Source organism: Kitasatospora sp. NPDC052896 (assembly GCF_044547075.1).
Lineage (GTDB): Bacteria > Actinomycetota > Actinomycetes > Streptomycetales > Streptomycetaceae > Kitasatospora.
In genome coordinates this window covers 533,219-558,267 of the sequence record NZ_JBITZU010000001.1, presented here as the reverse complement: position 1 = coordinate 558,267, position 25,049 = coordinate 533,219, and the positions used below count along the sequence as shown (strand labels likewise).

Below are 25,049 nucleotides of genomic sequence, written 5' to 3'. Positions count from 1 at the left end.
CCCAAACCGCCCGGTGCCGCCCAGTCCGCTCACGCAAAAGCAGTCTTCCGGAGTGCTCTACTCCGGCTCCAAGTCTTCCGGAACCTCTTCGCCCAACGCCTCGGCGATGGCTGCAAAATCCACAAGCGCGGCCTGGAGGTCCTGGATGATCTCCAGGGCGATGACCTCCGGTGTCAAGCCGCTATCAGCATCCGCCAGGGCTGGGTCCTTCATCCAGGTGATGTCCAGGTTCACCTTGTCGCGGGCAATCAGCTCGCCATAGGAGAAGACCTGCCACGGACCGTCCGAGGACGCGGAAGACACACGGGCGGTACGGGGCTCCCCTGGTCGATACGCCTTAACGAAGTCGTCGAGGTGGGCGCGCGTCAGAGGCCGCTGCTTGAGGGCGAAGTGTTGGCCGGTACGGAAGTCATAAATCCATGTCTGGGTGGCGTGCGGCTTGCCGTCTGCACGCGGAGGCTTCTTGTTGAAGAACAGCACGTTGGCCTTGACCCCGCCGGCATAGAAGATGCCCGTAGGCAGCCACAAGATCGTATGCAGGTCGAACTCATCGAGCAGCCGGCGGCGGATCTTCTCGCCCGCGCCGCCTTCGAAGAGGACGTTGTCAGGTAAAACGACGGCCGCACGACTGTCGACAGCCGTCAGCGACATGATGTGCTGCAGGAAGTTCAGCTGCTTTTCGTCGTGGTGGTGGTGAAGTCGTCGCGGTCGTACTGAACGTCCTCCTTCTCCACTTCCCCGTCCTGCCCGATCACGGCGATGGCGGACTTGCGGCCGAAGGGCGGATTGGCCAGAACCAGAGTGGCGTGACGCCCGCTGGGCTTTTCGGCAAGCGCGTCACCCACGGTGACGAGGTCGGCGATGAGTGCCGCCCTTCGGGCCGAGCGAGGGTGCTCGGGTACCGCGACAGCGGGCACCGCCAGTTCGGCCCAGACCTTCTTGCCATGGGTCGTCGGCTCCGCGCCCCAGATCTCCGACAGACCCTCGATCAATAACATGCCTCGACCGGTGGTCAGTTCGTCGTTGCCGAAGTTCGCGGCCCCGGTGGGCATCCGGCGCGACGGGTCGTAGACCTCGATCACCACCCGGTCGCCGTCCGGAGAGAGGTAGATGCCGACCAGCAGTCTTCCTGGCGCGTGGATGACCGCGTTGGCGAGCAGCTCGTCGGCGACCAGCGCGATATCTCCCAGCGAGGTCGGGTCGATCCCCCACGAGCGGGCGACTCGGACGACGGCGTCCCGGGCCGGCGGGACGTGGTCGCGCCTGGTGCCGATGAACGAGATACGTCGGGCGTGAGTGGAGGCGATCACTGGTCACCGTCGCAGGCTTGGACCGCGTCGACAACGCTGTTGCACGGCCAGGGGCCGCAGCCGTCGCTGCACCGGCCGTCCTCGAACTGGTGGCGGTCGAGGACCTCTCGGGCGTGAGTGCTGGCGGTGGCGAGGCGCTCGCGACGCTCAGCGGCGCGGCCTGAGGGGTTCGCGTTTGTGTTCGACGCCCGACCGTCTTCCGAAGCGAGAGGAACGGCCACTGCGTCCCGCTGGTGCGCGGTGTCGCCCCTCTGTGCGTCCGAGCGGAGGGTCATCGGCACTTCTCCTTAGCCACTGGGTAAAGCCGCGCATGCGAGAGACCGCAGATGGGCCTCGGTCATGCGGGAGCGGGGAACCGCAAGCTGCGAGGGTGGTCGAGCTGCTGACGACCAGACAACTCCATCTCGATGCACCACGGTTATGGCATGGGCTCCGCGTGCGTGATCCATGCAGATCGTGCATGCCGGGATGCCCTGGTGCGGCTACGCTCGGCGCACCAGGGCAGGATCAGCATTGGCAGGGAAGCCATGTCGCGGACGGCCAAAGGACACTCCGCTGCGGGTGGAATCGGAGAGGTGATCCGCCGCGCGCGAGTGTTGAGCGGCCGGTCGCAGGCGGACGTGGCCACCGAACTGGGCTACCACCAGTCGAAGATCAGCAGGTTGGAGAGCGGCAAGGGGACGCAGGACATCGACGTCCTGCGCGCTGCCGCAGCCGTGCTCGACATCCCACTGGGCAGCCTCGGCCTTTCCTCCCCTACCAGTGCGGACAGCAGGACGGACGACATGCACCGTCGCAATTTCCTGGCCGCGAGCGTCGCCGCGCTCGCGACCCCGACGCCCCGTCCCCGCGTGGGGATAGAGCTGGTCCAGGCGCTGCTGCCTGGACCTGTGCCAGCCGAGCACGCGCCACAACCCCAGGCCGCACTCGCGGCCCGGCTCTCCCAGGCCCGGAGGCTCTTCTACACCTGCCGGTACGCCGAACTCGAAGGCGCACTGCCGTCGCTGATCGCCGACCTTCGCCAGGCCCAGGACGCCTCCCGCGGCGGCGATCAGGTCCTGTCCGGGCTTCTCGCGACGGCGTACCAGACCGCGGTGAGCCTGTTACTCAAGCTCGGCGACCACGGCAACGCCTGGCTCGCGGTCGGCCGTGCCATGGCCGAGGCCGAGCGGAGCGCCGACCCCGTGGTGATGGCCTCCAGCGTCCGCGTCCAGGCGCATGTCCTCGCGCGCGACCGGCACACCGCGCCAGCCGTCACCCTCATCCGGCACACCGCCGACCAGCTCTCTGGTAGCTACGACCGGCGCACGCCTGAGTACCTCGCCGCACTGGGGCTCATGCTCCTTCGCGGAGTGACGGCCGCAAGCGCCGGCGGCGACCGCGCCACGACCGCCGAGTTCCTCGCCGAGGCTCAGGAGGTCGCACGCTACGTCGCCCTCGACGGCCCCGAAGCCTGGGCGAACTTCAGTCCGACCAACGTCGCACTCCACTCGGTGAGCGCCTCGGTCGTCCTCGGCGACGCGGGAACGGCGCTGGAAGCCGCCCAGCCCCTGATGCGCAGGCGCATCCCGGTCCCCGAGCGCCGGGCGGCACTGTGGGTGGAGGCTGCACGGGCCTACAGCCAGCAGGGCAGACTGGCCGAGGGATACAAAGCGCTCAGGATCGCGGAGAGCTGTGCCTCGGAGGACATCCGCCGACGGCCCAGCGTGCTCGAGCTGGCCGGTGACATGGCGGCTCGCGACCGGCGCGGCGCCGTCCCGGAGCTTCGCCGTTTTTGCCAGGAGTTGGGAGTCCAGGTTTGACCGAGCACCGCGAGCCGTTCCTCTACGTCGTCGTCTGCGCGTCGGGCATCGCCGACGGGGTGAGCGAACTGATCACCGCTGCCCACGCCGAGGGCTGGAAGGTCGGCGTGATCGCGACCCCGAACGGGCTCGGTTTCATAGACCAGGAGGCCATCGAGGCCCAGACTGGCTACCCGATCCGCTCCGCCTGGCGCACGCCGAGCATCCCCCAGCCGCTGCCCCCGGCCGACGCGATCGCCGTCGCCCCGGCCACCTTCAACACCATCAACAAGTGGGCCGCCGGCATCTCCGACACCCTCGCGCTCGGCATCCTCTGCGAGGCGTACGGCCTCGGCATCCCCGTCGCCGTCCAGCCCTATGTCAACTCCGCCCAGGCTGCCCACCCCGCGTACGGGGAGAGCCTGGCTCGGCTCCGGTCGATGGGCGTCCTGATCGGCGACTACGTCCCCCACAAGCCCAAGGCTGGTGGGGGCCGCGACAAGTACAACTGGACTCACGTCCTCGACCTGCTCCGCCCCGTGGCAGCCTCAGCGACGGAGAGGGAGTAGCCGATGCTCCCGGCTTCAGACGGCCGGCCAGGTATCGCTGCCGCGATCGTGATCCGAGAGGGTTGGGTGCTGATGGTCCGGCGCCGGGTCAGCGAGGGCCAGCTCTCGTGGCAGTTCCCGGCAGGCAAGATCGAGCCCGGCGAGTCTCCCGAGGAAGCGGCTGTCCGCGAGACCGCGGAGGAGACGGGGCTCAACGTGGTGGCTATCAAGATCCTCGGCGAGCGCGTCCACCCAGAGACTGGGCGGTGGATGTCGTACACGGCCTGCGAGACTGTCAGCGGCACCGCCGCCATCGGTGACCCACGAGAACTCGACGCACTGGCGTGGGTGGCGCTTGCAGAGATCCCCGAGTACGTGCCGTACGGGATCTTCGAGCCAGTGCAGGCATACCTGGATATCGCGCTCAAGGACTGAGAGAGCACGCTGCGGGCGACCTCCAACTGGTGGCCGCCTGCAGCGGCAGCCGAATTCCGGTCGCTGGTGGTCAGCGCTGTCCGGGGCACTGCAGGGCAGTCGTGGTGGGCGGCGGAAGCTCGTCCCCCCTCCAGCGGAAGGCCGAGGCCGAGGCTCACGCCAAGGCCGCCGCCGAAGCGGAGCAGGCGAAGCGGAAGGCCGCGAAGAAGACGAAGCCCAGGGCAAGAAGGCCAAGGGCTAGATCAAGATCAGCACCCGCGCTCAAGCATTGCTCACGCAAGCGATCTTGTAGCGCGTCGCTGACGCCTGCCCGCAGGTCAAGGAACGGCAAAAGGCCCAGGTCACGGGCTATGTGACCTGGGCCTTCACTGAGCCGCCTGCGGGATTCGAACCCGCGACCTACGCATTACGAGTGCGTTGCTCTGGCCAACTGAGCTAAGGCGGCACCGCTGCCGGGGCGACCGTCCGTGGGGAGGTCGGTATCGGCAACGCGGGCAAGTCTACACAGGTTCGCGTGTGGTTCCGTACCGGATGGCTGGGGAGCGCGAAGGTGCCGCCTACCGTGAAGATCGTGACCGAGCCGGTTCTGCTCGGTGGCACGGGCCGGCGGTGCCGCGGTCCTTGCCGGTGAGCGCGGGGCAGGGCCGGTGTGCGGGAGGCATGCCAGCAGCGGGCTCGGGGCGGGGGTTGTGACAGGGTGGACGTCGGCAGTGGCGCGGCAGGGAGGCGTGGGGAGTCGATGGAGCTGATCCCGGTGGCCGGGGCTGGGTTGGACGCGGCTGAGGCGGAGGTGTGGTGGGTCGCGGTGGACCCCGAGTCCACGGCGGCGGCCGAGGCGGGGGAAGCCGTACTGAGCGCGGCGGAGCGTGAGCGGGCCGCGGCGTTCGCGCGGCCGGTCGACCGGGCGCTCTACCGGGTGGCGCACGTCGCGTTGCGGGTGGTGTTGGGGTCGTGCCTGGGGATCCCGGCGGGGGAGGTGTCGTTCTCGCGGGCGGTCTGCCCGGGGTGCGGGGGCCCGCACGGACGGCCGGAGGTGGTGGGCGGCGGGGTGGACTTCTCGCTGACGCACGCCACCGGGGCGGCGGTGATCGCGCTCGCCCGCCGGCCGGTCGGGGTGGACGTCGAGCAACGGGCGGCCTTCGCGGGCCCGGCGGGCCTGGAGGTCGGGGGGCAGTTGCATCCGGCCGAGCAGGCGGAGTTGGCGGTGCTGCCGGTGGCCGAGCGGGCGGACGGTCTGCTGCGCTGCTGGACCCGCAAGGAGGCGTACCTGAAGGGCGTCGGGATCGGCATCGCCTACGGGGTGGCCGAGCCGTACGTCGGCACCGGCGGGCAGCCGTCGGCCCCGTCGGGGTGGGCCTTGGTGGACGTCCCCTCGGCACCCGGCTACGGCACGGCGCTCGCCCTGCACCTGCCGCCTGACCACCCGGAGGGTGCGCCGATCACCGTGCACACCCGCGAGTTGCCGGCGTCCGCCCTGCGCTGACCGCCTCGCTGCACCCTGGTACCTCGGTGACGTGGACGCCCTGGTGGCGGCCGGCCGGGATCCGGCGATCCGTCAGCGGAGCCGTGCGCAGTGCGCTGCTGCACGCGGACGGATGGCACGACGGGCACCTGCATGCCCTCATCCAGGGCGACTTCTGCGTGACTCCCGGTGGGGCTCAGGCGCTGCCCGGGGAGTCGAGCCGGCGCAACTCCTCGGCGGAGAGCCGCAGCGCGCCGGCGGCCAGGTTCTCGACCAGGTGGTCCGGGTTGCCGGTTCCGGGGATGGCGAGCACGTGCGGGCCGCGCTGGAGCGTCCAGGCCAGCCGGACCTGTGCGGGCGTCGCGTCGTGCGCCCGGGCCACGGCGAGCACCTGCTCGTCGTCCTCGCGGACGCCCTCCTCGCGTCCCTCCCCGGCGATGGCGAAGAACGGTACGAACGCGATGCCCTGCTCGCCGCAGACCCGCAGGAGTTCCTCGGCGTCCGCGGGTCGCGCGTCGATGCTGTACCGGTTCTGTACGCAGACCACCGGCGCGATGGCCTGGGCCTCGGCGAGGTGCTCGGGCCCGATGGCGGACAGGCCCAGGTGGCGGATCAGCCCGGCCGCGCGCAGCTCGGCCAGTACGCCGAAGTGATCGGCGAACAACTGGAGTTCGCGCATGCTGGGGAGTAGGCGCAGGTTCACCACGTCGAGGTGGTCGCGGCCGAGCTGGCGCAGGTTCTCCTCCACCTGGCCACGCAACTGCTCGGGCCGGGCCGTGTACCACTCGCCGGAGGGATCGCGGCCCGGCCCGACCTTGGTGACGATGACCAGGTCCTGCGGGTACGGGGCCAGCGCGCTGTTGATCAGCTCGTTGGCGGAGCGCAGCGAGGAGAAGTAGAACGACGCGGTGTCGATGTGGTTCACGCCGAGTTCGACCGCGCGCCGCAGCACGCCGATCGACCGGTCGCGGTCGCTCGGCGCGCCGTGGTCGAAGACACCGCTACCGGTCAGGCGCATGGCACCGAAGCCGATCCGGTTGATGGTCAGGTCGCCGAGTCGCCAAGTGCCCGCGTTCGCCGCGGTGGTTGCCGCTGAGGTCATGATCCGCAGTGTCGCACGGCCGGTCGCCGATGGTGAGGGCCTCGGCGAAGGATCGCCGGGTCTTCGAAGTTCCCCACGGGCCGGCCGTTGCCCTTCGTGCCATGCTGGGGTGTCCGGGGGCGGCGACGGAGGAGGGGCAGCGCTCATGACGGAGGCGAAGGGTCCCGGTCCGCTCGTGCCGGACGGCCGGGCCTGGTACGTCGCGAACGAGATCCTGGCGTTCCTGCTGGAGCTGGTGGCACTGGGTCTGCTCTGCTGGTGGGGCTTCGCCACCGGCGGCGGCCTCGCCCTTCGCGTCCTGCTCGGGGTCTGCGCGCCGCTGCTCGCCATCGTGCTGTGGGGGCTGTTCGCCGCCCCGCGGGCGCGGTTGCGGCCGGCCCTTCCCGGTGTGCTGCTGGTCAAGGCACTGGTCCTCGGTGGAAGCGCCGCGGCCCTGTACGGGGTGGGGCACCCGGTCGCGGCAGTGGTCGTCGGGGCCGTGATGGTCGCGAACACGGCGCTGGCCGAGACCGCTCGGCGCGCCGCGCCGGGCGGCGACTGACGCGACGGACACCGAAGGACCGGGAAGGGCCGGGAGTTGGCGAGAATCCCGCCAACTCCCGGCCCTGCTATGTCAGTCAGCCCCGGTCAGCTGCGGCCGTAGGTGCCGGTGGACCAGAGGGCCTTGCCGTCGGCGTCGTAGAGGACGACGTTGTCGTCGTTCTGCATCACCAGGTCGGCGCCGGGGTGGCCCCAGGTGCCGGTGGACCAGAGGGCGGTGCCGTCGGCGCCGTAGACGACGAGGTTGCCGTCGGCCTGCATGGTGGCGTGGGCGCCGGGGTGGCTCCAGGTGGCGCTGTCCCACAGTGGCTGCCCGCTCTTGAGACCCGTCAGCACGAGGTTTCCGTCGGTCTGCATCCGCAGGGAACCCGACACGGACGCGAGCGTGGCGTCGGGCGCCAGCGTGGCACCGCTCGCCAGGGGCTGCCCGAGGGTGTCGGGGTTGGCGGTGCCGGTGGACCACAGGGCCCGGTCGTTGACGTCGTAGAGGACGACGTTCCGGTCGTTCTGGACGACCAGGTGGTCGCCGGGGTGCCCCCAGGTGCCGGTGGACCAGAGGGCGGTGCCGTCGGCGCCGTAGACGACGAGGTTGCCGTCGGCCTGCAGCACGGCGTGGGCGCCGGGGTGGTTCCAGGTCCCGGCGGCCCACAGGGCGTGGCCGGTGCTCAGGTTGTGGAGCACCAGGTTGCCGTCGGCCTGCATGTCCAGCTGGGTGGCGTTGGAGGTGAGGCTGCTGCCGCTGGGCAGCACGGTGCCGGCGGTGACCACGTGACCGGTCAGATCGTGGGCGGGGTCGTAGGTCTGGGTGGACCAGACCGGGGTGCCGGCGGAGTTCCGCAGCTCGAAGTTGCAGTCGTCCCCGAGCGTGGCGCGGGCGCCCGCTCCGGCGGCGGCGGGGGAGTACCAGAGCGGCTGACCGGTCGGGTTCACCTGCGTGATCCACAGGTCGCCGTCGTCGCCGATCGAGGCGACCGGCTGGCCGTTGTCGATGTACGTGCCGGCCGACCACAGCTGCTTGCCGGTGTACGAGGTCAGCACCAGGTAGCCGTTCGGCTCGAGGTGCAGCCAGCCGCAGGCGGAGTACAGGGCGTCGCCGCTCCGCATCGGATCGGCGGCGTCGATGACGGCGCTCTGCCGGTAGCCGGCGACCTGGCCCAGCGTCACCGGTGCGCCGAACCGCGGTGCTCCGTTCGCGGCTGCCGCGCCGGGGTAGAGCACGGCATCGGTGCCGAGTTCGACCAGGTCGGGGAATCCGTCACCGGTGAAGTCACCGGGGGCGACCAGGGCGCTGCCGGAGTCGGGGGTCGGCTGGTAGACGTTCAGCGGCGAGATCGGGACGGGCGTCGGCAGCGGGCCGGCGGCGCCCACCGAGTCGGTGCTCCAGGTCTGCGCCTGGGCCCCGGTGCAGGGGCTCAGGTAGTCCATGCCGTTGTTCGTGACGGAGCCGACCAGGGTGACGCACTGGTTCGACCCGCTGTCCACCAGCGTGCCGCCGGGCCCCGCGACCCAGTGGTGCTCGGAGGCACGGCCGTCGCAGGGCAGGAACCCGAGCGGGGTGCTGGGGTGCGCCGCGGCGGAGGCCGCGTCGAGGCACTGGCCGCCGGTCTGCACGGTGCCGTCGGTGCCGAACACCAACTGGTCGCCCCCGGCGCCGCAGACGTCGATCGCGGCGCTGCCGTCGCTTCCGCGGGCGAAGCACATCGCACTGCCGCTGGCGAGCCGGACGGCGGACTTGAGCTGGGAGGTGGCCGGTGGGACCAGGAAGTCGGTCCGGGTGCCGTCAGCACTGAGGTTCAGCGGGTAGCTGGTCAGCGTGCCGGTGCGGTTCTCCCGGACCCACAGGGTGGGCGTGCCACCGGTCGAGCCGGGGGCCAACACCGTGGTGTTCGACCAGTTGCCGTTGCTCAGCAGCACCGGTGTGCCCAACTGGCCGCCGCCGATGCCGGGGTAGTAGTAGAGCAGGGTGCCCTCGACCGTGATCAGCGCGGGCGGGGTGCCCGGGCCGCCGAGACCGTCGAGGGCGACGATCTGGGTCGTGGAGTTCCAGGTCGGGTCGTAGCCGGTGCAGTCGCCGCCGGCCGTCGGGCAGGCGGGCTTGGCGATCTGGACGGCGAGCTGGGGCTGGCTGAAGTGCCCCGCGGTACCACCGGAGTCGGCGTCGTTGGGCACGAGGTACAGCGTGTGCGAGACCGTGCTGAGCGCGTAGAGGTCGTCCGGGCCCGAGCCGGTCAGGCTGCCGTGGTGGGCGACGAGGTAGTCGCTCCACGGCTCGGACCGCTCGGGGGACTGGCTGGGGGTGGCGGCGGTGTAGGGGGCGCCGTGGTCCGGAAAGACCGTGAGACTGCTGCCCGTGGCCGCGACGATGTCCGGCAGCCCGTCGCCGGTGACGTCGCCCGCGACGGCGGCGGTCGTGCCGTGCGGGGTAGCGGTCGTGCTGTGCGGGGTGGCCGGCTTGCCGGTGTCGGCCTGTGCGGTGCCGGCGAGACCGGCGGCCAGCAGGGTGGTGAGTGTGGAGACGGTCGCCACGCCTCTGGCGAGGCGGTGAACGCGACGTCTCGGGACGCCTTCGCGCTCCCTCATGGTGGTCCTCCCCCGGAAGATTAGGAAGTGCAGGCGAAGATTAGTGGGTCCTCCCGCACCCCGGGCAAGGGGGTTCTTGGCCACCGGGGGCCGAGCGGGTGGGCCGCCGGTCAGCTCAGCAGCTGCTTCTTGTAGGCCTCGGCGACCGCTGCCGCGCGGTCCCGGACGCCGAGCTTGGCGTAGAGGTGGAGGAGGTGGGTCTTGACCGTCGCCTCGCTGATGAAGAGGCGTTTGGCGGCCTCCTTGTTGGTGGTGCCGGCGGCGACCAGGCGGAGGATCTCCAACTCCCGGTCGGTGAGGGTCTCCGAGGGGGAGGGGGTCGGTTCGCGCATCCGACCGAGGAGCTTCTGGGCGACGGTGGGGGCCAGCACCGCCTGGCCCTGGTGGGCGGCGTGCACGGCGCGGACCAGTTCGTCGCGCGGGGCGTCCTTGAGGAGGTAGCCGGTCGCACCGGCCTCCACGGCCGGCAGCACGTCGGCGTCGCTGTCGAAGGTGGTGAGCACCAGCACCCGGATCTCCGGGGCGAGTTCGCGCAAGCGGCGGATCGCCTCGACGCCGCCCATCCTCGGCATCCGGAGATCCATCAGCACGACGTCCACGCCCAGCGCCCGCGCCCGGCTGACGCCCTCGGCGCCGTCGCCGGCCTCGCCCGCGACCTCGAAGTCCGGGTCGCCCTCGAAGACGGCGCGCAGACCGTCCCGGACGATGGGGTGGTCATCGACGATGAGCAGACGAATGGTCATAGGGCATTGTCTCCCGGGAGTGCGGCACGCTCGCGCTGATCGCGGTGCCCTCGCCGGGGCTGCTCTCGATCTCCAGCGTGCCGCCGACCTGGTGCAGCCGCTGGTGCATGGCGGTCAGGCCGTAGCTGTCGGGGCGGGAGGAAGGGACGGTCGAGCTCCCGCCGTGGAAGCCGTTGTCGGGCTCGCAGTGGAAGCCCAGGCCGTCGTCGAGTACGTCGAGCATCACCACCTCGTGCGTGTAGGAGAGCGTGAGCCCGGCTCGCGAGGCTCGGGCGTGCTTGGCGATGTTGGCCAGCCCCTCCTGCGCCACCCGGAACAGCACCACCTCCAGCGCGGGCGACAGCGGCACCGGGCTGCCGGTCACCTCCACCCGGACCGGCACGCCCGAGGTCTGCGACCACCGGTCGGCCAAGTCCCCTATCGCCTCGGGGAGGTGGGCCTCGGTGAGCGGGCCCGGGCGCAGCGCCTGCACCGAGCGGCGAGCCTCGGCGAGACTCTCGCGGGCCAGCCGGCGGGCCAGTTCACGGTGCCGGGCCCGGCGTTCCGGATCGTCGTCGAAACGTTCGGCGGCCTCCAGCTGGGTGACGATCCCGGTGAGCCCCTGCGCGATGGTGTCGTGGATCTCGCCGGCCAGCCGCTGGCGCTCGTCCAGCACACCCGCCTCGCGCGCCTGGGTGACCAACTGCGCGTGCAGGCCGGCGTTCTCCGCCATGGTCTCCCGCAGCCGCCGATTGGCCTCGGCCAACTCGTCGATGTGCTGGGATCGTTGACGGCCGCGCTGGTCATCCTCGAGGGCCTGCTGGACGATCAGTCCGGCGACCACCACGTTGACCACCACCAATCCTCCGTACAGCACCAGCAGTCCGCCGTGCAGGTTGGCCACTCCGCCGACCTGCGTGGTGGCCATCAGCGCGGCGATCACCACGATGCCGACCGGCCGCAGTCGGCGCGGCAGCACGCCCGCCTGCTGGTAGCCGGTGAAGGCGAAGAACCCGAACAGCGGGCTCAGCACCACCAGCGATCCGATCAGCGGAGCCAGGCCGAAGTAGAAGACCACCGCCTTGACGCGGTGCCGCTCTTCCACCGGAAAGGGGACCGACATCAGCCACTGCCAGAGCGCGGTGAGGACCGACAGCCCCAGGACCAGCGTCAGATGGTCGGCCGTCCTGGGACCGAGAGCGGTGGCGAGCACCACCGAGAGGGCCAGCCCGAGGTACGGGAGGTAGCGGTTGGTCAGCAGGCTCAGCCGGCCCTGCGCGGGATCTTGGTTCACGGTGGCCATCTTGGCCCCGGTCGGTGGTTCCGGTCACTCCCAGCGGAAGGTCCGGGCCGCGACCAGGCTGCCGAGTATGGTGTAGCCGGCCAGCACGGCCAGGTGCTGCCAGAGCGCGCCCTGTCCGGCCCAGGCGTCCATCACCGCACCGAACGGGATGAACTCGGCGATCGTGCGCAGCAGGTGCGGCATCTGGGCGATCGGGAAGTACAGGCCGCTGGCGAAGAAGTTCAGCACCATCAGCGGGACGCCCAGCGCGCTCGCCATGGCGCCGCTGCGGGCCACCGCGGCGACCATCAGGCCGAGGGCCAGTACCGCCGTGCCGCCGAGCAGGAACGAGGCGATCACGCTGCCCATGTTGGCCGGTGCCGCCACGTGGAACGCCAGCACGCCGATCCCGACGATCAGCACGACCCCGGCCGCCGCCAGCGCCGCGATCACCGTGACCAGGGCGGCGAGCAGCCCGGCCGCCGGTACGGGGCTCACCGAGAGCCGGCGCAGTACGCCCTTCTCCCGGTAGCCCGCCATCGTCATGGGGAGGCCGGTGAGGGCCAGGAAGAGCGGCACCATCGCGGCAAGAGTCGGCACGTAGACGTCGATCACCCGCTTGCCACCGAGGGATGCCTGTGCGCTCTGGAAGGCCGGGATGTTGCCGAAGACGATGACCAGCAGCACCGGGAGCAGCAGCCAGATCAGTGCGGCGGGTTCGCGCAGCAGCAGCCGGGCCTGGGTGATGGTGAGGGTGCGGAAGCCCTTGCGGGTCATGGCGATGTTCATCTCGGTCTCCTCGACGTGGGGGTGGGGGTGGGGGTGGGCTCAGGCGGATTCGGCGTGCCGCTGCCCGGTCAGCGCGATGAACGCGTCGTCCAGGCTGGCCTGTTCGACCCGAAGGTCAGCGGCGACGATCTGCCGGCGGGCCAGCAGTGAGGTGACCACCTGCACCAGGTTCCCGGTGCCGCTGATCTCGACCTGCGGACCGTGCCACGCCACCGCGTCCACCTCGGGCAGTGCCAGCAGCAGCGCGTCGTCGAGCGGGGCGGACGGCCGGAACCGCATCCGTTGCCGTTCGCCGGCCCGGGCGGCCAGCCCGGCCGGGGTGTCCACGGCCACCACCCGGCCGGCGTCGATCACCGCGACCCGGTCGCAGAGCCGCTCGGCCTCCTCCATGAAGTGGGTGACCAGCAGGACGGTGACGCCGGCGTCGCGTATCTGCTCCACCAACTCCCAGGTGGTCCGGCGGGCGTGCGGGTCCAGGCCGGTGGTCAGCTCGTCGAGTACCACCGCGCGCGGGTTGCCGACCATCGCCAGCGCGATCGCCAGCCGCTGCTTCTGACCGCCGGACAGCTGCTTGTAGCGGGTGCCGGCCTTGTCGGCCAGGCCGAGCCGGGTCAACAGCCCGGTCACGTCGGCGGGTGCGCGGTAGAACGAGGCGTACAGGTCGAGCGCCTCGCGCACCTTCAGCTTGTCGGGCAGCCCGCTCTCCTGGAGCTGGACGCCCAGCACCTGACGCAGCGCCGTGTGCTCCCGCTCCCGGCCGGGGTCGAGGCCGAGCACCGAGACCCGCCCGCCGTCCGTCGGGCGCAGGCCGGCCAGGCACTCGACGGTGGTGGTCTTGCCGGCGCCGTTCGGGCCGAGGACGCCGAAGATCTCGCCCTCCTCGACCGTGAACGAGACGTCGTGCACGGCGATGTCCTGCCCGTAGCGCTTGTGCAGGTGCTCGACCTCGATGACTGCCATGGCCTGTGATCTCCCCTCGTGAACCGCGGACCTTGGACAGATGACCGTCGACCGCTGAACGCTGACCGCTAAGTGATGACCGCTGAGTGCTGACCGTTGACCGCCGGTCCGGACCGGCGTTCTCCCCCGGTGCCATCAGCCTCCCGCGCGGGACCCCGCCCCCGGATCGACCTCCCGGTTCCGCCGGGCACCGATCCGGTGGATACCAGGCATCCACCAATTGGTTGATGTCCCAGGCGCAGTCGACCTGCGAGTGCCCCCGCGAGGAGCTCGCGGAGGGCACGCCAGGCGTTCAGGAACTCCCGGTAATCACTCACTCATGGTTGGTAGCGTCCGACCTGTCGCGCCAACTGGCGCGGCAGGACCGCGACTCGAAAAGAGAGCACGCATGACCACCGCCATCCGCCGGGCCGTCATCCCGGCCGCCGGCCTGGGCTCCCGCCTCCTGCCGCTCACCAAGGCCACTCCGAAGGAGATGCTCCCGGTCGGGGACAAGCCGGTCGTCGAGCACACCGTCAGGGAGCTGATCGACTCCGGGATCACCGACATCACCATCGTCGTCTCGGCCAGCAAGGGGCTGATCCAGGACCACTTCCAGCCGGACCCGGGCCTGGTCGCCCAGCTCCGCGAGGCCGGCAAGCACGGCTACGCCGACGCCGTGGAGGAGGTCGCCGACCTGGCCCGGCGCGGCCACATCACCTACCTGCACCAGCACGGCCCGTACGGCAACGGCACCCCCGTCCTCAACGCCGCCCGCAACCTGGGCGACGAGCCGCTGCTGGTGCTCTGGCCGGACGACGTCTTCGTCGCCGACGTCCCCCGCGCCCAGCAGCTGATCACCGCGTACGAGGCCACCAACTCCCCGGTGCTGGCGCTGATGCCGATGGACGACCCGGCCGACGCCCCGCGGTACGGGGTCCCGGTGGTCAAGGAGGACCTGGGGGAGGGGCTGCTGCGGATCACCGGTCTGGTGGAGAAGCCCGCGCCGGCGGAGGCGCCCTCGGCGTACGCGGCGATCGGCGGCTACGTCATCACCCCCGGCATCATCGACGAGCTGCGCGAGCAGACCCGGCTCTGGCACGAGCACCGCGAGGGCGAGATCTACCTGACCGACGCGGTCAACGCCTACGCCGCCCGCCGCGCGGTCTACGGTCAGGTCATCTCCGGTACCTGGTACGACACCGGCAGCCCGCTCGCCTACCTCACCGCCCAGTTCGCCGCCGCCCTCGCCCACCCCGAGTACGGCCCCACCCTCCGCCGGCTGGCCCAGACCCTCGGCGCCGACCCGGAGACCGCTCCCGCGCCGGTCGGCTGAGCCGCCGCGCACCCGGCCCGGGCCGTCACCGGGCCGGGAGCAGCGGTGGGGCGCACCCGCGCGGGGGCGGGAGGCTCCCTGGCGACCGGACCGCTCCCACTCGCCGGCCCCGCCGGATCCCGCCCCCGCTGTCGCGAGGAACGACTAGCCTCATCGCCATGATCGATCCCACGCCTCCGGCCGACGCGACTTCCACGCCCCTGGTCAACTCGACGACTCCGATCCGGGTCGCCCGCCCCTCGCGCGACCTGGCCGCCGCCGAGCGCTTCTACGTCGAGGGCCTCGGCCTGGACGTGCTCTGGCGGACCACCGAGCGGGTCTCCGGTGAGCACGACCTCCTCATGGTCGGCCCGGCCGGCGGCGCCTGGCACTTCGAGCTCACCCACGACCCCGAGCGCCCGCTCGATCCCACCCCGACCGTGGACGACCTGTTCGTCGTCTACCTCGGCACGCCGGTCGAACCGGCCCTGGTCGACCGCCTGCTGGCCGCCGGCGGCACCCGGGCCGCGGCCCACAACCCGTACTGGGACCAGCACGGCGTCACCGTCCAGGACCCGGACGGCTACCGCCTCGTCCTCTGCGCGCGCCGCTGGCCCGGCTGAGCGGGAGCCCCCGCCCGCAGCCGCGCCGCCAGCGCCGTGACGTCCACCGGCCGGCCGGTGTCCGTCCGGTGCACCGGGCCCAGGCCCAGCGGACGGGCGCCGCGGACCCAACCCGCCCAGTGCTCCTCGGTCAGCGCGCCGCCGCTCTCCAGGTGCACGGCGTGCCGCTCGGGGGTCCGTGCGTCGAACCGGGCCCGGGCCACCGCCGCCGGCACCTCGCACCAGACCTCCTGCATCGCGCTCACCCCGGCCCGGCGCATCCCGGCCACCACGACCGGCCGTAGCGGCGCGAGCCAGGGCGCCTCCAGCACGGCGTCACCACGCGCGTCGCGCAGCAGCGTCCACAGGGTCTCGCCGGCCGCCGCGCCAAGGGAGTTGCTCCACTCCCGGTGTGACCAGCCGGCCGGCCGCGCGTCGGCCAGCGTGTCCGCCAGGGTCTCCTTGATCGCGTCCTTGCTGAGCAACGGCAGGCCCAACTCGGCCGCCAGTGCCCGCGCGAGCGTGGTCTTGCCCGCTCCGGGCAGCCCGTTCACCAGAATCGTCAGCACGCCCGTGATCCTAGGATCGTGGTCCCGGTCGGAATACCGGGACCAGTCAGGTGGTTCCCGGTCTGGCTGTGATCGACTCGGCTGATCCGTCGGGCGGTGCCCGACGGCGGGGGAGGTGTGCGATGAGGATCCGCTGTGCGGTGCTCGACGACTACCAGGGTGTGGCGCTGACCATGGCGGACTGGTCGTCGATCGCCGGGACGGTCGACGTGACGAGCCACCCGCGGCACTTCGCCGACCCGGACGAACTGGTGGCCGCCATCGGCGACTGCGAGATCGTGGTGGTCATGCGGGAGCGAACGCCTTTCCCGGCAGCGCTGTTCGCTCGGCTGCCCCGGCTGCGGCTGCTGGTCACCAGTGGCAGGCAGAACGCCTCGATCGACCTCGCCGCCGCGGCCGCGCACGGCGTGACGGTCTGCGGCACGGCGAGTTCCGGACTGCCGCCGGCCGAGCTGACGTGGGCGCTGATCCTGGGCCTGGCCCGCAACCTGGTCGCCGAGAACACCGCGCTGCGCGGTGGCGGTCCCTGGCAGAGCACGATCGGCACCGACCTGCACGGCCGGCGACTCGGTCTGATCGGGCTCGGCCGGATCGGCGGCACGGTGGCGACGGTCGGCCGGGCGTTCGGGATGGACGTGATCGCCTGGAGCCAGCACCTCGGCAACCAGCGGTGCGACGAGCTCGGTGTCCAACTGGCCTCCTCGAAGGAGGAGTTGCTGGAGAGCAGCGACTTCGTCTCCATCCATCTCGCGCTAGGCGAGCGCAGCAGGGGCCTGATCGGCGCCCCCGAACTCCGGCTGATGCGGCGCTCGGCGTACCTCGTCAACACCGCGCGGGCCGCGATCGTGGACCGGTCCGCCCTGCTGACGGCCCTGACCGAGGGCTGGATCGCCGGCGCCGGCCTGGACGTGTTCGAGACCGAGCCGCTCCCCGCGGACGACCCGCTGCGCACCCTGCCCAACGTGCTGGCCACCCCCCACCTCGGCTACGTGACGCAGGCCAACTACCGGACGTACTTCCCCGAGGTGGTGGCCGACATCGCCGCCTTCCTGGCCGGTTCGCCGATCCGGACGTTGACCGCCTAGAAGTGCCGGGTGAGCCCGGCCGGGTGGCTCACCGCGACCGTGTGGGTCGCCGAACCCGTCCCGGTCAGCAGGTGCAGCAGGAAGCCGGTCGGCTCGTGCAGGTAGCCCGGCGGGCGGTCGTCCACCAGCCTCAGGTCGGACTGTCGGTACGTGCTGGGCGCGATCCCGAGCGTGCTGCCCGCGAACGGTGCGCTGATCGCCCGGTGCACGTGGCCCGCCAAGACCCGGGCCACGTGCGGGTGCCGGGCGATCACCCCGGCCAGCGCCGGGCCGTCGGCCAGCCGTGTGCGGTCCAGGAACGGGATGCCGACCTCCGCCGGCGGGTGGTGCAGGCAGACGAACGCCGGCAGTCCCGCCCGCTCCGCCAGCACCTCGTCCAGCCAGTCGAGTTGGGCGTACCCGAGGCGCCCCCCGGAGGTCCCCGGTCCGGCCGCCGCGGTGGAGTCGAGCACCACCACGGTCGAACCCGGGTACTCCACCAGGTAGTTGGTCGCGTGTCCGGCTCCGAGGAACCCGCTGCCCCCGAAGCTCCGCACCACCTCCCGTGTCACGTCGTGGTTGCCCACCACCAGGTGGACCGGGAGCGGGAACCCTCCGATCACCTCGCGCAGCGCCGCGTACTCGTCCGGCCGTCCGTGGTCGGTGAGGTCGCCGGTGATCACCACGCAGTCGGGCAGCGGGTCGAGGACGAGCACCCGGCCGAGCGCCCGGTGCAGCCCGCTGGCCGGTTCACCGGCCAACAGGCCGGTGGTGAGGTGCGGATCGCTGAGGTGCGCTATCGCAAAGGCCATGCCGACACTCTCCCCGCCCGGCGCGGGCGTTGGCCACCCGCACCGGGCCGGGAGGCCGACTCAGCCGGTCAGGTTGGCCGAACAGTCGGCGGTCGACACGTCCGCCGGGTCGAGCGCGTGGCGGATCTCGTGCAGCACGACCGGGTCGACGGCCATCAGCACGTGGTCCGGGTGGTTCAGCGGGCAGAGGTCCTGGACCAGCACGTTGTTGACGTCCGGCCCGCTCAGGAACTGCGACTGGTAGGGCGTCACCACCTCGTCGTCCTCGGTGGCGATGACCCAGTAGGTCACGCCCGGCAGCGTGTCGCCGCCGGCGTTGAGCGCGGTGAGGGCGGCCGAGCCGACCAGCTGGTCGGTGCAGGCCGGGCAGGCCGAGCCGACCAGCGCCGCGGCGCCGGGGAAGGACTGTGCCAGGGTGGCCAGCCCGTCCAGCGTGGTGCCGTGGTTGCTGGGGGCGAGCCCGATCAGGGTGTGCACCTTGCTCGCGCCCCCGTCGAACTTCATGTAGTAGCGCGGCAGCATGCCGCCCTGGCTGTGGCCGACGATGTCCACCTGCCCGGCGCCGGTCGCCGCCAGCACGCCGTCGACGAAGGTCGCCAGCTGCTGCGCGGAGTCCGCCACCGGCGCGATCGCCCGCAGCACGGGGATGCCGGGCATCGCGCCGTAGGTGAGCGCGTAGACGCAGTAGCCGTCCATGGCCAGCGCGGGCGCGACGGTGTCCCAGTTGACCGAGCCGTTGGCGAAGGTGCCGTGGACCAGCACCACCGGTCGCGGGTGGGCCGAACTCGGCTTGCACGACCAGTCGTTGGCGCCGGGGACACCCGGCGCGGCGAGCGCCTGCGCGGCGGTCACCGGGTCGTCCTGCGGGTTCGCGTTCGTCGTGTTCGTCGCCGCTGTCGCGTTGGCGGGGCCGGTGGCCCCGGCGAGCGCGGCGACCAGCAGCGCGCAGCCGACCGCGAGCGAGCCGAGCCGCCGTCGTCCGGGCAGGCGGGAATGGGTGGGGGTGGTGGGCATGACGTCCTCCGAGTGGGGGATGGAGGTCAGAGCCCGGTCCGGCCGGTCACGACGACCGCACCAGGCCTGAGCCGGCGTGCGTGGGGGCACGCCGTCAACTGCTGAACTGGCCGGTAAGTTACTGCTGCGTCAAGCCCCTGCCCAGTCCCCGCGCACGAACTGGCACCGAGCCCCGCCGGCGGTGTCGCTCGCCGGTGGGAGGCGGTGGCGGGTCGCGCGGATGCCGAGCGCTGCCCTGGCAGGGAGGCGGTGGCAAGGAATCCTGACAGCGTCATAATCACTGCTTCTGGTCGCGAGAGAAACAAGTTCTTGGACTTCTCGCAGCCGGCTGCGCCAGGCTGGAGGCATCGAGACGAGGAGCTGAGCGTGATCGAGAGCCGTCAGCACTACCGGGAGCCGGTGCTCATCGCCGGAGCGGGGATCGGCGGGCTGACCACCGCACTGAGCCTGCGCGCCGCGGGGATCGACGCGGTCGTGGTGGAGAGTGCCCGCGAGATCCGCCCGCTCGGGGTGGGGATCAACCTGCAGCCGCACGCCGTACGCGAGTTGACCGAACTCGGCCTCGGCGCCGAGCTCGCCGCGTGCGGCGTGGCCATCGACCGGACCGTCTACTGCGACCGGTACGGCAACGAGATCTTCACCGAGCCGCGCGGGACCGCCCAGGGCTACCGCTGGCCGCAGTACGCGATCCACCGGGGCGAGTTGCAGCTGTTGCTGCTCGCCGCCGTCCGCGAACGGCTCGGCGCCGACGCGGTGCGCACCGGCACCCGGCTGACGGGCTTCGCGGACGACGGCCCGTCAGCCGTCCAAGTCCGCCTGCTGGAGCGGGAGACCGGCGCCGTCACGGAGTTCGCCGCCGCCGCGCTGGTCGGTGCGGACGGGCTGCGTTCCGCCGTCCGTGCCCAACTACACCCGGATGAAGGGCCGTTGTGCTGGTCCGGCGTCCGGATGTGGCGAGGTGTGACCAGGAGCGAACCGTTCCTGGACGGCCGCTCGATGGTGATCGCACAGGACGGAGAAGCCGGGGACGTCCAGCTGATCGCCTACCCGATCGGCCGGAACCGGATCAACTGGGTCTGCCAGGTCCGGGTCGGCGGGCCGAGCACGCTCGACGAGGACACGGACTGGGACCGTACGGGCCGACTGGCGGACGTGCTGCCGCACTTCCGGGAGTGGACGGTCGGTGGCCTCGACGTTGCCGGCCTGGTGGGCGGCAGCGAACTGCTCCTGGAGTACCCGATGGTGGACCGGGACCCGCTCCCTGACTGGGGGCGCGGCCGGGTCACGCTGCTCGGCGACGCCGCGCACCTGATGTACCCGGTCGGGGCCAACGGCGCGTCCCAGGCCATCGTCGACGCCCGGGTGCTCGCGCACGAACTCGCCCGGGCCGCCGACGTGCCCCACGGCCTGGCCGGGTACGAGGCCGTGCGGCGCGAGGTGACCGCGTCCGTCGTACGGGCGAACCGTGCCATGCACGGCGACGTCGGGCGGACCCCGCAGGACCTCGCCCGGATCACCGCGACCTACCGCCACGCCACCGGCAGCGACGTGGACGTGCTCAACAACCGCCCGTCGCTGGACCACTCCTGAGGGGAGTTCCGGCAGGACGAACCGCTCGGCGGCTGCCCGGAAGCGGCGTCCTGCCCGGTCCCGGCCGACCCGCCGGGACCGGGCAGGACCAGCCGCCGTTCCCGGGCCGGCCCGGGCCACCTGCGCTGGAGGGGGATCTGGCCCGTCAGCCCCTGGAGGCACTGGTACTCCTGTGGGCGGGCGCGCCGCTGCCCGTCCCGTGCCGCTCGGTCGCCTCACTGGTTGCCCAGCACCATCCACTTCGCCGGCTTCTCCAGTGGCGCGAACCCCACCTTGGCGTAGACCTCGTGGGCGTCCGCGGTGGCCAGCATGACGCGGCGCAGGCCGTACGGGGCGAGGTGGTCGCGGACCGCGGCGGCCAGCGCCGTGCCGAGTCCCTTGCCACGGACGGCGGGTGCGATGTAGACGTCGCAGAGCCAGGCGAAGGTGACCCGGTCGGTGACCACTCGCGCGTAGCCGAGCTGGGCACCGGAAGTGCTCTCGTAGACACCGAAGTTGAGCGAACCGGCGATGGCCCGGTCCTGCGTCTCGCGGGCCCGGCCGAGCGCCCAGTAGGCGTCCTGCGACAGCCACCGGTGGATCAGCTCGGCGTCGAGCCGCGCGGGGTCGGTGGAGATCTCGTAGCCGTGGGGGAGTTCAGGGTCCATGCTCGGATCCAAGCAGCCCGCCCAAGCCCGGGCGAGCGGATTTCCGCGCCGGCCGCTACCCCACCGGACGGCGTGCGTACACCTCGATCTCGATCTTCATCCGGGGATCGGCGAGGCCGCACACCAGCATCGTCGCGGCCGGTCGGACCTCGCCGAAGCAGCGCCGCAGGGCCGGCCAGCAGGGCTCGAAGTCGGCGCGCTCGGGCAGCAGGTAGCGCACCCGCACCACGTCGGCGAAGCCGCACCCCGCCTCGCTCAGCGCGGCCTCGATGTTGCTCAGACACTGCTCGGCCTGCTCCACCACGTCGTCGGAGATCGACATGGTCGCGTAGTCGAACCCGGTGGTTCCCGACACGTGCACCCAGTCCCCGTCGACCACCGCCCTGGCGTACCCGATCTGCTCCTCGAAGGTCGAACCGCTCAGGATCGTACGTCGCTCTGTCATGTGCGGAACCCTACGTCCCCGGCCGGGAACCTCCTCGGGGATCAGCGCTGCCGGGCCCGGTACAGGTCGCGGATCAGCGCGATCTCGGCGCCGTGGTGGAGCAGTTCCTGGTTGACCCACCACACCGTCTCGACGAACGGATCCTCCGGGTCACTGCCGTAGGGGTAGCTGCTGTGTCCGACCGTGTCGAGCGCGCTGTCGTCGGCGCTGAGCAGCGCCTCCCGCCACGCCCCGGCGCCGGCGTCGAAGGCCGCGATCGCCCCGGCCGCGTCCCCCGCGACCCGGACGTCGTCCGCCATCAGCGTGTGGCTGCCGACGGTGTGGTCGGCGCGGATGGCCAGCAGCGCGCTGAGGTGGCTCAGCCGCCACGCGATGGTCGTGAAGGGCGGCGGGAACGGGTGCTCGGCGGAGGTGGCGTCGCGTCCCCACTCACCCCCGCCGGTCAGCAGGTCCGCGCGCGGCCCCGGCCCGTCCGCGTGGCGGCGGACCGACCAGCAGTCGGGCACCGGTTCCCAGCGGTACTCCTCGTCGGTCATCGGGATGACCGCGACGTCCGTCCCGTTGCCGCTGTCCATGAACGGGCCCGCCATCCGGTCGGTGAGGCGTTTGCGGGCGAAGTCGAACTGCTGGAGCAGCGGGTCCAGACGGGGTGGTGTCTTCATCGGGTGCTCCTGTGGCGCGCCGGACCGCCCCGGGGGACGGGTTCATCTGCCGGCCGTCACCCTGTCACAGCCGGCACCGGCTCGCCATCCGTTTCTCCGTCACCGTGATACCTCGGCCCGGGACACGGCGTCCTATCCGGTGACGATCGTTACGGACAGCGCAGGACCACCCGGGGGAACCACATGCAAGAGGCGCTCAGCTTCGAGGAGTTCGCGTCTTCGAGGGCCCGCAGACTCTTCCAGGTCGCGTACCTGATGTGCGGGGACTGGCACCAGGCGCAGGATCTCGTGCAGACCACGCTCGCCAAGCTGTTCGCCGTGTGGGGACGGCTGCAGCGCGAGGACCGGGTGCTGGAGATCGACGCGTACGCGCGGAAGGCGCTGCTGCGCACCTACCTCTCGCACCGCCGGCTCCGCCGCTCGGGCGAGCTGGTGGTCGAGACGGTGCCCGATCGGCTGTCCGGTGACGACGGGGACGGGCACGAGCGCGGGACCGAGCTGCGGTTGACGCTGGTGGCGGCGCTGCGCGTGCTGCCGCCGCGCAACCGGGCGGCGGTGGTGCTGCGGTATCTGGAGGACTACAGCATCGAGGCGGTGGCCGAGACGCTGGGGTGCAGTGCGAGCGCCGTGAAGAGCCTGAACACGCGCTCGCTGGCCCGGCTGCGGGAACTGCTGGGGGAGGACCGCGAGCTGCTGTTCCGCAACTGAGCAGGCACGGGACTACCGGGACTACCGCGACGACAAGGGATTTCGCGATGGACTTTGAAGAGGATCTGACCAGAATGCTCGCGGAGAGCGTGGAGGAGCTGGACCCGCCGGTGGCGGTGATGGTCGCGGCGGGGAGCCGGACGGGCCGCCGACGACGCCGGCTCCGCCGGGGACTGCGGACGGTCGGCGCGGCGGCGGTGGCCGCTGGGGTGGTGGCCGTGTGCGCGACGCTGGGGGTGGGGCGCGGCGGGCCGCGGGTCGTCCCGGCGGCCTCCGCGCCGGCGTCCGTCAGTGCCTCCGCCGTCCCGTCCGCCGGTGCCTCCGCGGCCACGTCCGCGAGCCCGAGCATCGATCCCGCCCTGCTGCGGGACATCACCTGGCAGGGGCTGCTGGGGATCTTCCACGACCAGCTGCCACCCGGTGCGCAGCTGGCGAAGCTGGACCCGTACGCGGTCAAGTTCAGAAACAGCGCCACCTCGCGCTACATCGAGCTCCAGTACGACGACGGCGCCGGCGCCTCGACCGTCATGGTGGAGCTGAGCAAGTTCGCTCCGGGGTACACGCCTCCCGCGATCGACTGCACCGGCTGGCACGGCGGTACCGACGAGGGCCCGCGCAAGCCCGACTACGACAAACCGGCCTGCCAGGCGGCCCAACTGCCCGACGGCAGCCGGATGGTGGGCTACATCACCGCCACCGACGTGGTCGGCCTGTACGACGACGCCGTCAAGCTGGTCCGGCCCGACGGCACGTACCTCTCGATCACCGCGGCGAACGCGACGCTCGACCAGTACACCGGCCAGCACGGTCCGGCGATCACCGTGACCCGGGACAAGCCGCCGCTCGGGCTCGCCGGCTGGGAGGCGATCGCGCAGAGCCCGCAGTGGCAGTTCCGGGTGCCGCAGTCGGTGCTGGACGCGGGGGCGGCCTTCGCGACGGGCGTCTCGCACCTGCCCTGCCCGCAGGGATCGAAGCCGGGCGACTGCGACATCTGACTCCCGCGGTTCCCGGACGGGTGGGCGCGGTCCGTCGTCATTCGTCGACTTCGGCACCTGGCTGCTGGTCGCCCACGGAGTGCTGATCACTCGGAACGGCTCGTCCGGTGGGTGCGCTCCCTCCGCCCGGCCGGTGGACCAGCGAGCGGAGATGTGCCACCCGGGCCCGGACCTGGGGGGCTGACGACTCGCGGGCCGGCGGACGTTCGCCGTGGCAGACCCGGCAGAGGCCGCCGGACAGTGACTCCGGTCGGCCGGGCGCCCGGCAGTTGGTGCACTCCATCCTCCGGCGCACAGCGGCGGCGGGGGCTTGGGTGCGGGCGCGTACGGGCGGCAACTTGTCGGTCAACCTGCGGCGGGCGAAGGCACCGGGACTGTGCACGTCCAGCGGCAGGCCGGCGGTGAGCGCGACGTGGAGGTGCGGAACGGTCGCGCCACGGTCCAGCCACTCGGCCGCGAGCGGTTCCAGCGCCTCGCACTCCCGGGCGGAGAGCGCCATCCGGGCGTCGGCGAACCCGAGGGTGGCGAGCGCGTCGTAGGCGGGCGAGGAGTGAGTGCTGGGGTGAACGTCCTCGGATGGCCCAACCGTCAGATCAGGTGAGGGCGTTTCGGTGCCGTCGTCGAGGAACCGTGCCCACCACGCGTCGTCCCTGGCGGCGCGGGAGAAGTACGTCCGGAAGACCCAGCGCGTCCGGCCCTCGCCGACGTTCTCCCGGATCCGGCGCAGGTGACCGGCCTCGGAGAGCGCGTTGAGGGCCGAGCGGACGGCCTGCTGGCCGTAGCGGGGCTGCTCCTTGGCGAGCGTCTTGACGTCGATCGCGGCGCCTTCGGGGAGGCGGTCGATCAGGCCGGCGAGGAAGCGCTCACGTTCGGGAAGGTGTGCGAAGTCCAGCTTGTGGCGGGGGGATTGGCCGGGTGCGGTGCGCTTTCCGTAGCCGGGGGCGGCCATCGGGGGCGGGACAGCGGTAAGGTTGGCAGAAGCCACGGGTCATCTCCGTGAGTTAGGCCCCCGTCAGGTGTTGGTAGCACCGGCGGGGGTTGCTTCGTCTATTGGTGCGGACGGTACACCACGTGTGCACTGCGTGGCGACTCCGTGACCATTAGTCATATTCCTTGGCGGTGGGCACTGTTGGGTG

The 25,049-nt window shown here is 71.8% G+C and carries 27 protein-coding genes and 1 tRNA gene; 12 read left to right on the top strand and 16 right to left on the bottom strand.

Translation table 11 applies throughout. The features are described from left to right. Nucleotides 1–57: 57 nt before the first annotated feature. Together ACIGXM_RS02595 and ACIGXM_RS02590 are read right to left on the bottom strand one after the other, a co-directional pair. On the bottom strand, nucleotides 58–651 hold the full coding sequence (locus ACIGXM_RS02595; RefSeq protein ID WP_396556039.1) for an N-6 DNA methylase: 594 nt from the start codon (nucleotides 649–651) through the stop codon (nucleotides 58–60). 17 nt (nucleotides 652–668) lie between these two features. Beyond that, on the bottom strand, nucleotides 669–1,310 hold the full coding sequence (locus ACIGXM_RS02590) for an ATP-binding protein (RefSeq protein WP_396556037.1): 642 nt from the start codon (nucleotides 1,308–1,310) through the stop codon (nucleotides 669–671). Nucleotides 1,311–1,327: 17 nt separating this feature from the next. On the opposite strand from ACIGXM_RS02590, the gene ACIGXM_RS02585 reads away from it, so the two are divergent. The 4 genes from ACIGXM_RS02585 to ACIGXM_RS02570 all read left to right on the top strand — a co-directional run bounded on the left by ACIGXM_RS02585 (nucleotide 1,328) and on the right by ACIGXM_RS02570 (nucleotide 4,074). Continuing rightward, the gene (locus ACIGXM_RS02585; protein ID WP_396556035.1) at nucleotides 1,328–1,474 is read left to right on the top strand and encodes a hypothetical protein; all 147 of its coding nucleotides are present in this window, start codon (nucleotides 1,328–1,330) and stop codon (nucleotides 1,472–1,474) included. 363 nt (nucleotides 1,475–1,837) lie between these two features. Beyond that, nucleotides 1,838–3,112: a helix-turn-helix domain-containing protein gene (locus ACIGXM_RS02580; RefSeq protein WP_396557344.1), complete on the top strand. Its 1,275-nt coding sequence runs from the start codon at nucleotides 1,838–1,840 to the stop codon at nucleotides 3,110–3,112. Beyond that, nucleotides 3,109–3,660 carry a flavoprotein gene (locus tag ACIGXM_RS02575; protein ID WP_396556033.1) on the top strand — a complete coding sequence of 184 codons (552 nt, stop codon included), beginning with the start codon at nucleotides 3,109–3,111 and terminating at the stop codon, nucleotides 3,658–3,660. The genes ACIGXM_RS02580 and ACIGXM_RS02575 overlap by 4 nt, the downstream gene beginning before the upstream one ends. A 3-nt stretch (nucleotides 3,661–3,663) precedes the next feature. Then, nucleotides 3,664–4,074, top strand: coding sequence for an NUDIX hydrolase (locus ACIGXM_RS02570; protein WP_396556031.1), 411 nt, complete (start codon nucleotides 3,664–3,666; stop codon nucleotides 4,072–4,074). Between the two features lie 371 nt (nucleotides 4,075–4,445). On the opposite strand, the gene ACIGXM_RS02565 is transcribed toward ACIGXM_RS02570, so the two are convergent. After that, a tRNA-Thr gene (locus ACIGXM_RS02565) sits at nucleotides 4,446–4,519 on the bottom strand. A 294-nt stretch (nucleotides 4,520–4,813) separates the two neighbouring features. Here ACIGXM_RS02565 and ACIGXM_RS02560 point away from each other — a divergent pair. After that, on the top strand, nucleotides 4,814–5,557 hold the full coding sequence (locus tag ACIGXM_RS02560; RefSeq protein ID WP_396556029.1) for a 4'-phosphopantetheinyl transferase family protein: 744 nt from the start codon (nucleotides 4,814–4,816) through the stop codon (nucleotides 5,555–5,557). 175 nt (nucleotides 5,558–5,732) lie between these two features. Here ACIGXM_RS02560 and ACIGXM_RS02555 read toward each other — a convergent pair whose 3' ends face one another. Beyond that, complete coding sequence (locus ACIGXM_RS02555) at nucleotides 5,733–6,638, bottom strand: oxidoreductase (RefSeq protein ID WP_396556027.1); 906 nt, start codon at nucleotides 6,636–6,638, stop codon at nucleotides 5,733–5,735. Nucleotides 6,639–6,783: 145 nt separating this feature from the next. On the opposite strand from ACIGXM_RS02555, the gene ACIGXM_RS02550 reads away from it, so the two are divergent. Further along, on the top strand, nucleotides 6,784–7,179 hold the full coding sequence (locus ACIGXM_RS02550) for a YrdB family protein (protein ID WP_396556025.1): 396 nt from the start codon (nucleotides 6,784–6,786) through the stop codon (nucleotides 7,177–7,179). An 86-nt stretch (nucleotides 7,180–7,265) separates the two neighbouring features. Here ACIGXM_RS02550 and ACIGXM_RS02545 read toward each other — a convergent pair whose 3' ends face one another. From ACIGXM_RS02545 to ACIGXM_RS02525, 5 genes are all read right to left on the bottom strand, one after another. After that, on the bottom strand, nucleotides 7,266–9,758 hold the full coding sequence (locus tag ACIGXM_RS02545) for a ricin-type beta-trefoil lectin domain protein (RefSeq protein ID WP_396556023.1): 2,493 nt from the start codon (nucleotides 9,756–9,758) through the stop codon (nucleotides 7,266–7,268). 110 nt (nucleotides 9,759–9,868) lie between these two features. Next, on the bottom strand, nucleotides 9,869–10,501 hold the full coding sequence (locus ACIGXM_RS02540; RefSeq protein WP_396556021.1) for a response regulator: 633 nt from the start codon (nucleotides 10,499–10,501) through the stop codon (nucleotides 9,869–9,871). Beyond that, a complete protein-coding gene (locus ACIGXM_RS02535) occupies nucleotides 10,473–11,774 on the bottom strand; it encodes a histidine kinase (RefSeq protein ID WP_396556019.1) in 1,302 nt (433 codons plus the stop codon). Before ACIGXM_RS02535 ends, ACIGXM_RS02540 begins: the two co-directional genes overlap by 29 nt. A 33-nt stretch (nucleotides 11,775–11,807) precedes the next feature. Next, nucleotides 11,808–12,551 carry an ABC transporter permease gene (locus ACIGXM_RS02530; protein WP_396556017.1) on the bottom strand — a complete coding sequence of 248 codons (744 nt, stop codon included), beginning with the start codon at nucleotides 12,549–12,551 and terminating at the stop codon, nucleotides 11,808–11,810. A gap of 39 nt (nucleotides 12,552–12,590) precedes the next feature. Further along, a complete protein-coding gene (locus ACIGXM_RS02525) occupies nucleotides 12,591–13,511 on the bottom strand; it encodes an ABC transporter ATP-binding protein (RefSeq protein ID WP_396556015.1) in 921 nt (306 codons plus the stop codon). Between the two features lie 388 nt (nucleotides 13,512–13,899). On the opposite strand from ACIGXM_RS02525, the gene ACIGXM_RS02520 reads away from it, so the two are divergent. Continuing rightward, complete coding sequence (locus ACIGXM_RS02520; protein WP_396556013.1) at nucleotides 13,900–14,826, top strand: UTP--glucose-1-phosphate uridylyltransferase; 927 nt, start codon at nucleotides 13,900–13,902, stop codon at nucleotides 14,824–14,826. A gap of 158 nt (nucleotides 14,827–14,984) precedes the next feature. Beyond that, on the top strand, nucleotides 14,985–15,428 hold the full coding sequence (locus ACIGXM_RS02515; protein ID WP_396556011.1) for a VOC family protein: 444 nt from the start codon (nucleotides 14,985–14,987) through the stop codon (nucleotides 15,426–15,428). On the opposite strand, the gene ACIGXM_RS02510 is transcribed toward ACIGXM_RS02515, so the two are convergent. Then, nucleotides 15,389–15,976, bottom strand: a complete 588-nt coding sequence (locus tag ACIGXM_RS02510) for an AAA family ATPase (RefSeq protein WP_396556009.1) — start codon at nucleotides 15,974–15,976, stop codon at nucleotides 15,389–15,391. The two genes, ACIGXM_RS02515 and ACIGXM_RS02510, sit on opposite strands and share 40 nt — an antisense overlap. A gap of 122 nt (nucleotides 15,977–16,098) precedes the next feature. Between ACIGXM_RS02510 and ACIGXM_RS02505 the strand changes: the two genes are divergently transcribed. Then, the gene (locus ACIGXM_RS02505) at nucleotides 16,099–17,061 is read left to right on the top strand and encodes a D-2-hydroxyacid dehydrogenase family protein (RefSeq protein ID WP_396556007.1); all 963 of its coding nucleotides are present in this window, start codon (nucleotides 16,099–16,101) and stop codon (nucleotides 17,059–17,061) included. Here ACIGXM_RS02505 and ACIGXM_RS02500 read toward each other — a convergent pair. Then, nucleotides 17,058–17,852: a phosphodiesterase gene (locus ACIGXM_RS02500; protein ID WP_396556005.1), complete on the bottom strand. Its 795-nt coding sequence runs from the start codon at nucleotides 17,850–17,852 to the stop codon at nucleotides 17,058–17,060. The two genes, ACIGXM_RS02505 and ACIGXM_RS02500, sit on opposite strands and share 4 nt — an antisense overlap. Before the next feature lie 60 nt (nucleotides 17,853–17,912). Beyond that, nucleotides 17,913–18,866: an esterase/lipase family protein gene (locus ACIGXM_RS02495; protein WP_396556003.1), complete on the bottom strand. Its 954-nt coding sequence runs from the start codon at nucleotides 18,864–18,866 to the stop codon at nucleotides 17,913–17,915. Between the two features lie 366 nt (nucleotides 18,867–19,232). Here ACIGXM_RS02495 and ACIGXM_RS02490 point away from each other — a divergent pair, with 366 nt between their 5' ends. Then, the gene (locus ACIGXM_RS02490; RefSeq protein ID WP_396556001.1) at nucleotides 19,233–20,456 is read left to right on the top strand and encodes a flavin-dependent oxidoreductase; all 1,224 of its coding nucleotides are present in this window, start codon (nucleotides 19,233–19,235) and stop codon (nucleotides 20,454–20,456) included. Nucleotides 20,457–20,671: 215 nt separating this feature from the next. On the opposite strand, the gene ACIGXM_RS02485 is transcribed toward ACIGXM_RS02490, so the two are convergent. From ACIGXM_RS02485 to ACIGXM_RS02475, 3 genes are read right to left on the bottom strand one after another with little or no spacing between them, the layout of a single operon-like run. Next, entirely contained in the window at nucleotides 20,672–21,103 is a 432-nt protein-coding gene (locus ACIGXM_RS02485) for a GNAT family N-acetyltransferase (protein ID WP_396555999.1), read from the bottom strand. 55 nt (nucleotides 21,104–21,158) lie between these two features. After that, nucleotides 21,159–21,548 carry a RidA family protein gene (locus ACIGXM_RS02480; protein WP_396555997.1) on the bottom strand — a complete coding sequence of 130 codons (390 nt, stop codon included), beginning with the start codon at nucleotides 21,546–21,548 and terminating at the stop codon, nucleotides 21,159–21,161. A gap of 41 nt (nucleotides 21,549–21,589) precedes the next feature. Then, nucleotides 21,590–22,210 carry a DinB family protein gene (locus ACIGXM_RS02475; protein ID WP_396555995.1) on the bottom strand — a complete coding sequence of 207 codons (621 nt, stop codon included), beginning with the start codon at nucleotides 22,208–22,210 and terminating at the stop codon, nucleotides 21,590–21,592. Nucleotides 22,211–22,393: 183 nt separating this feature from the next. On the opposite strand from ACIGXM_RS02475, the gene ACIGXM_RS02470 reads away from it, so the two are divergent. Next, nucleotides 22,394–22,918, top strand: a complete 525-nt coding sequence (locus ACIGXM_RS02470; protein ID WP_396555993.1) for a SigE family RNA polymerase sigma factor — start codon at nucleotides 22,394–22,396, stop codon at nucleotides 22,916–22,918. Nucleotides 22,919–22,965: 47 nt separating this feature from the next. Then, nucleotides 22,966–23,913, top strand: a complete 948-nt coding sequence (locus tag ACIGXM_RS02465) for a hypothetical protein (RefSeq protein WP_396555991.1) — start codon at nucleotides 22,966–22,968, stop codon at nucleotides 23,911–23,913. Nucleotides 23,914–23,950: 37 nt separating this feature from the next. On the opposite strand, the gene ACIGXM_RS02460 is transcribed toward ACIGXM_RS02465, so the two are convergent. Then, entirely contained in the window at nucleotides 23,951–24,898 is a 948-nt protein-coding gene (locus tag ACIGXM_RS02460; protein ID WP_396555989.1) for a hypothetical protein, read from the bottom strand. Nucleotides 24,899–25,049 lie beyond the last annotated feature (151 nt).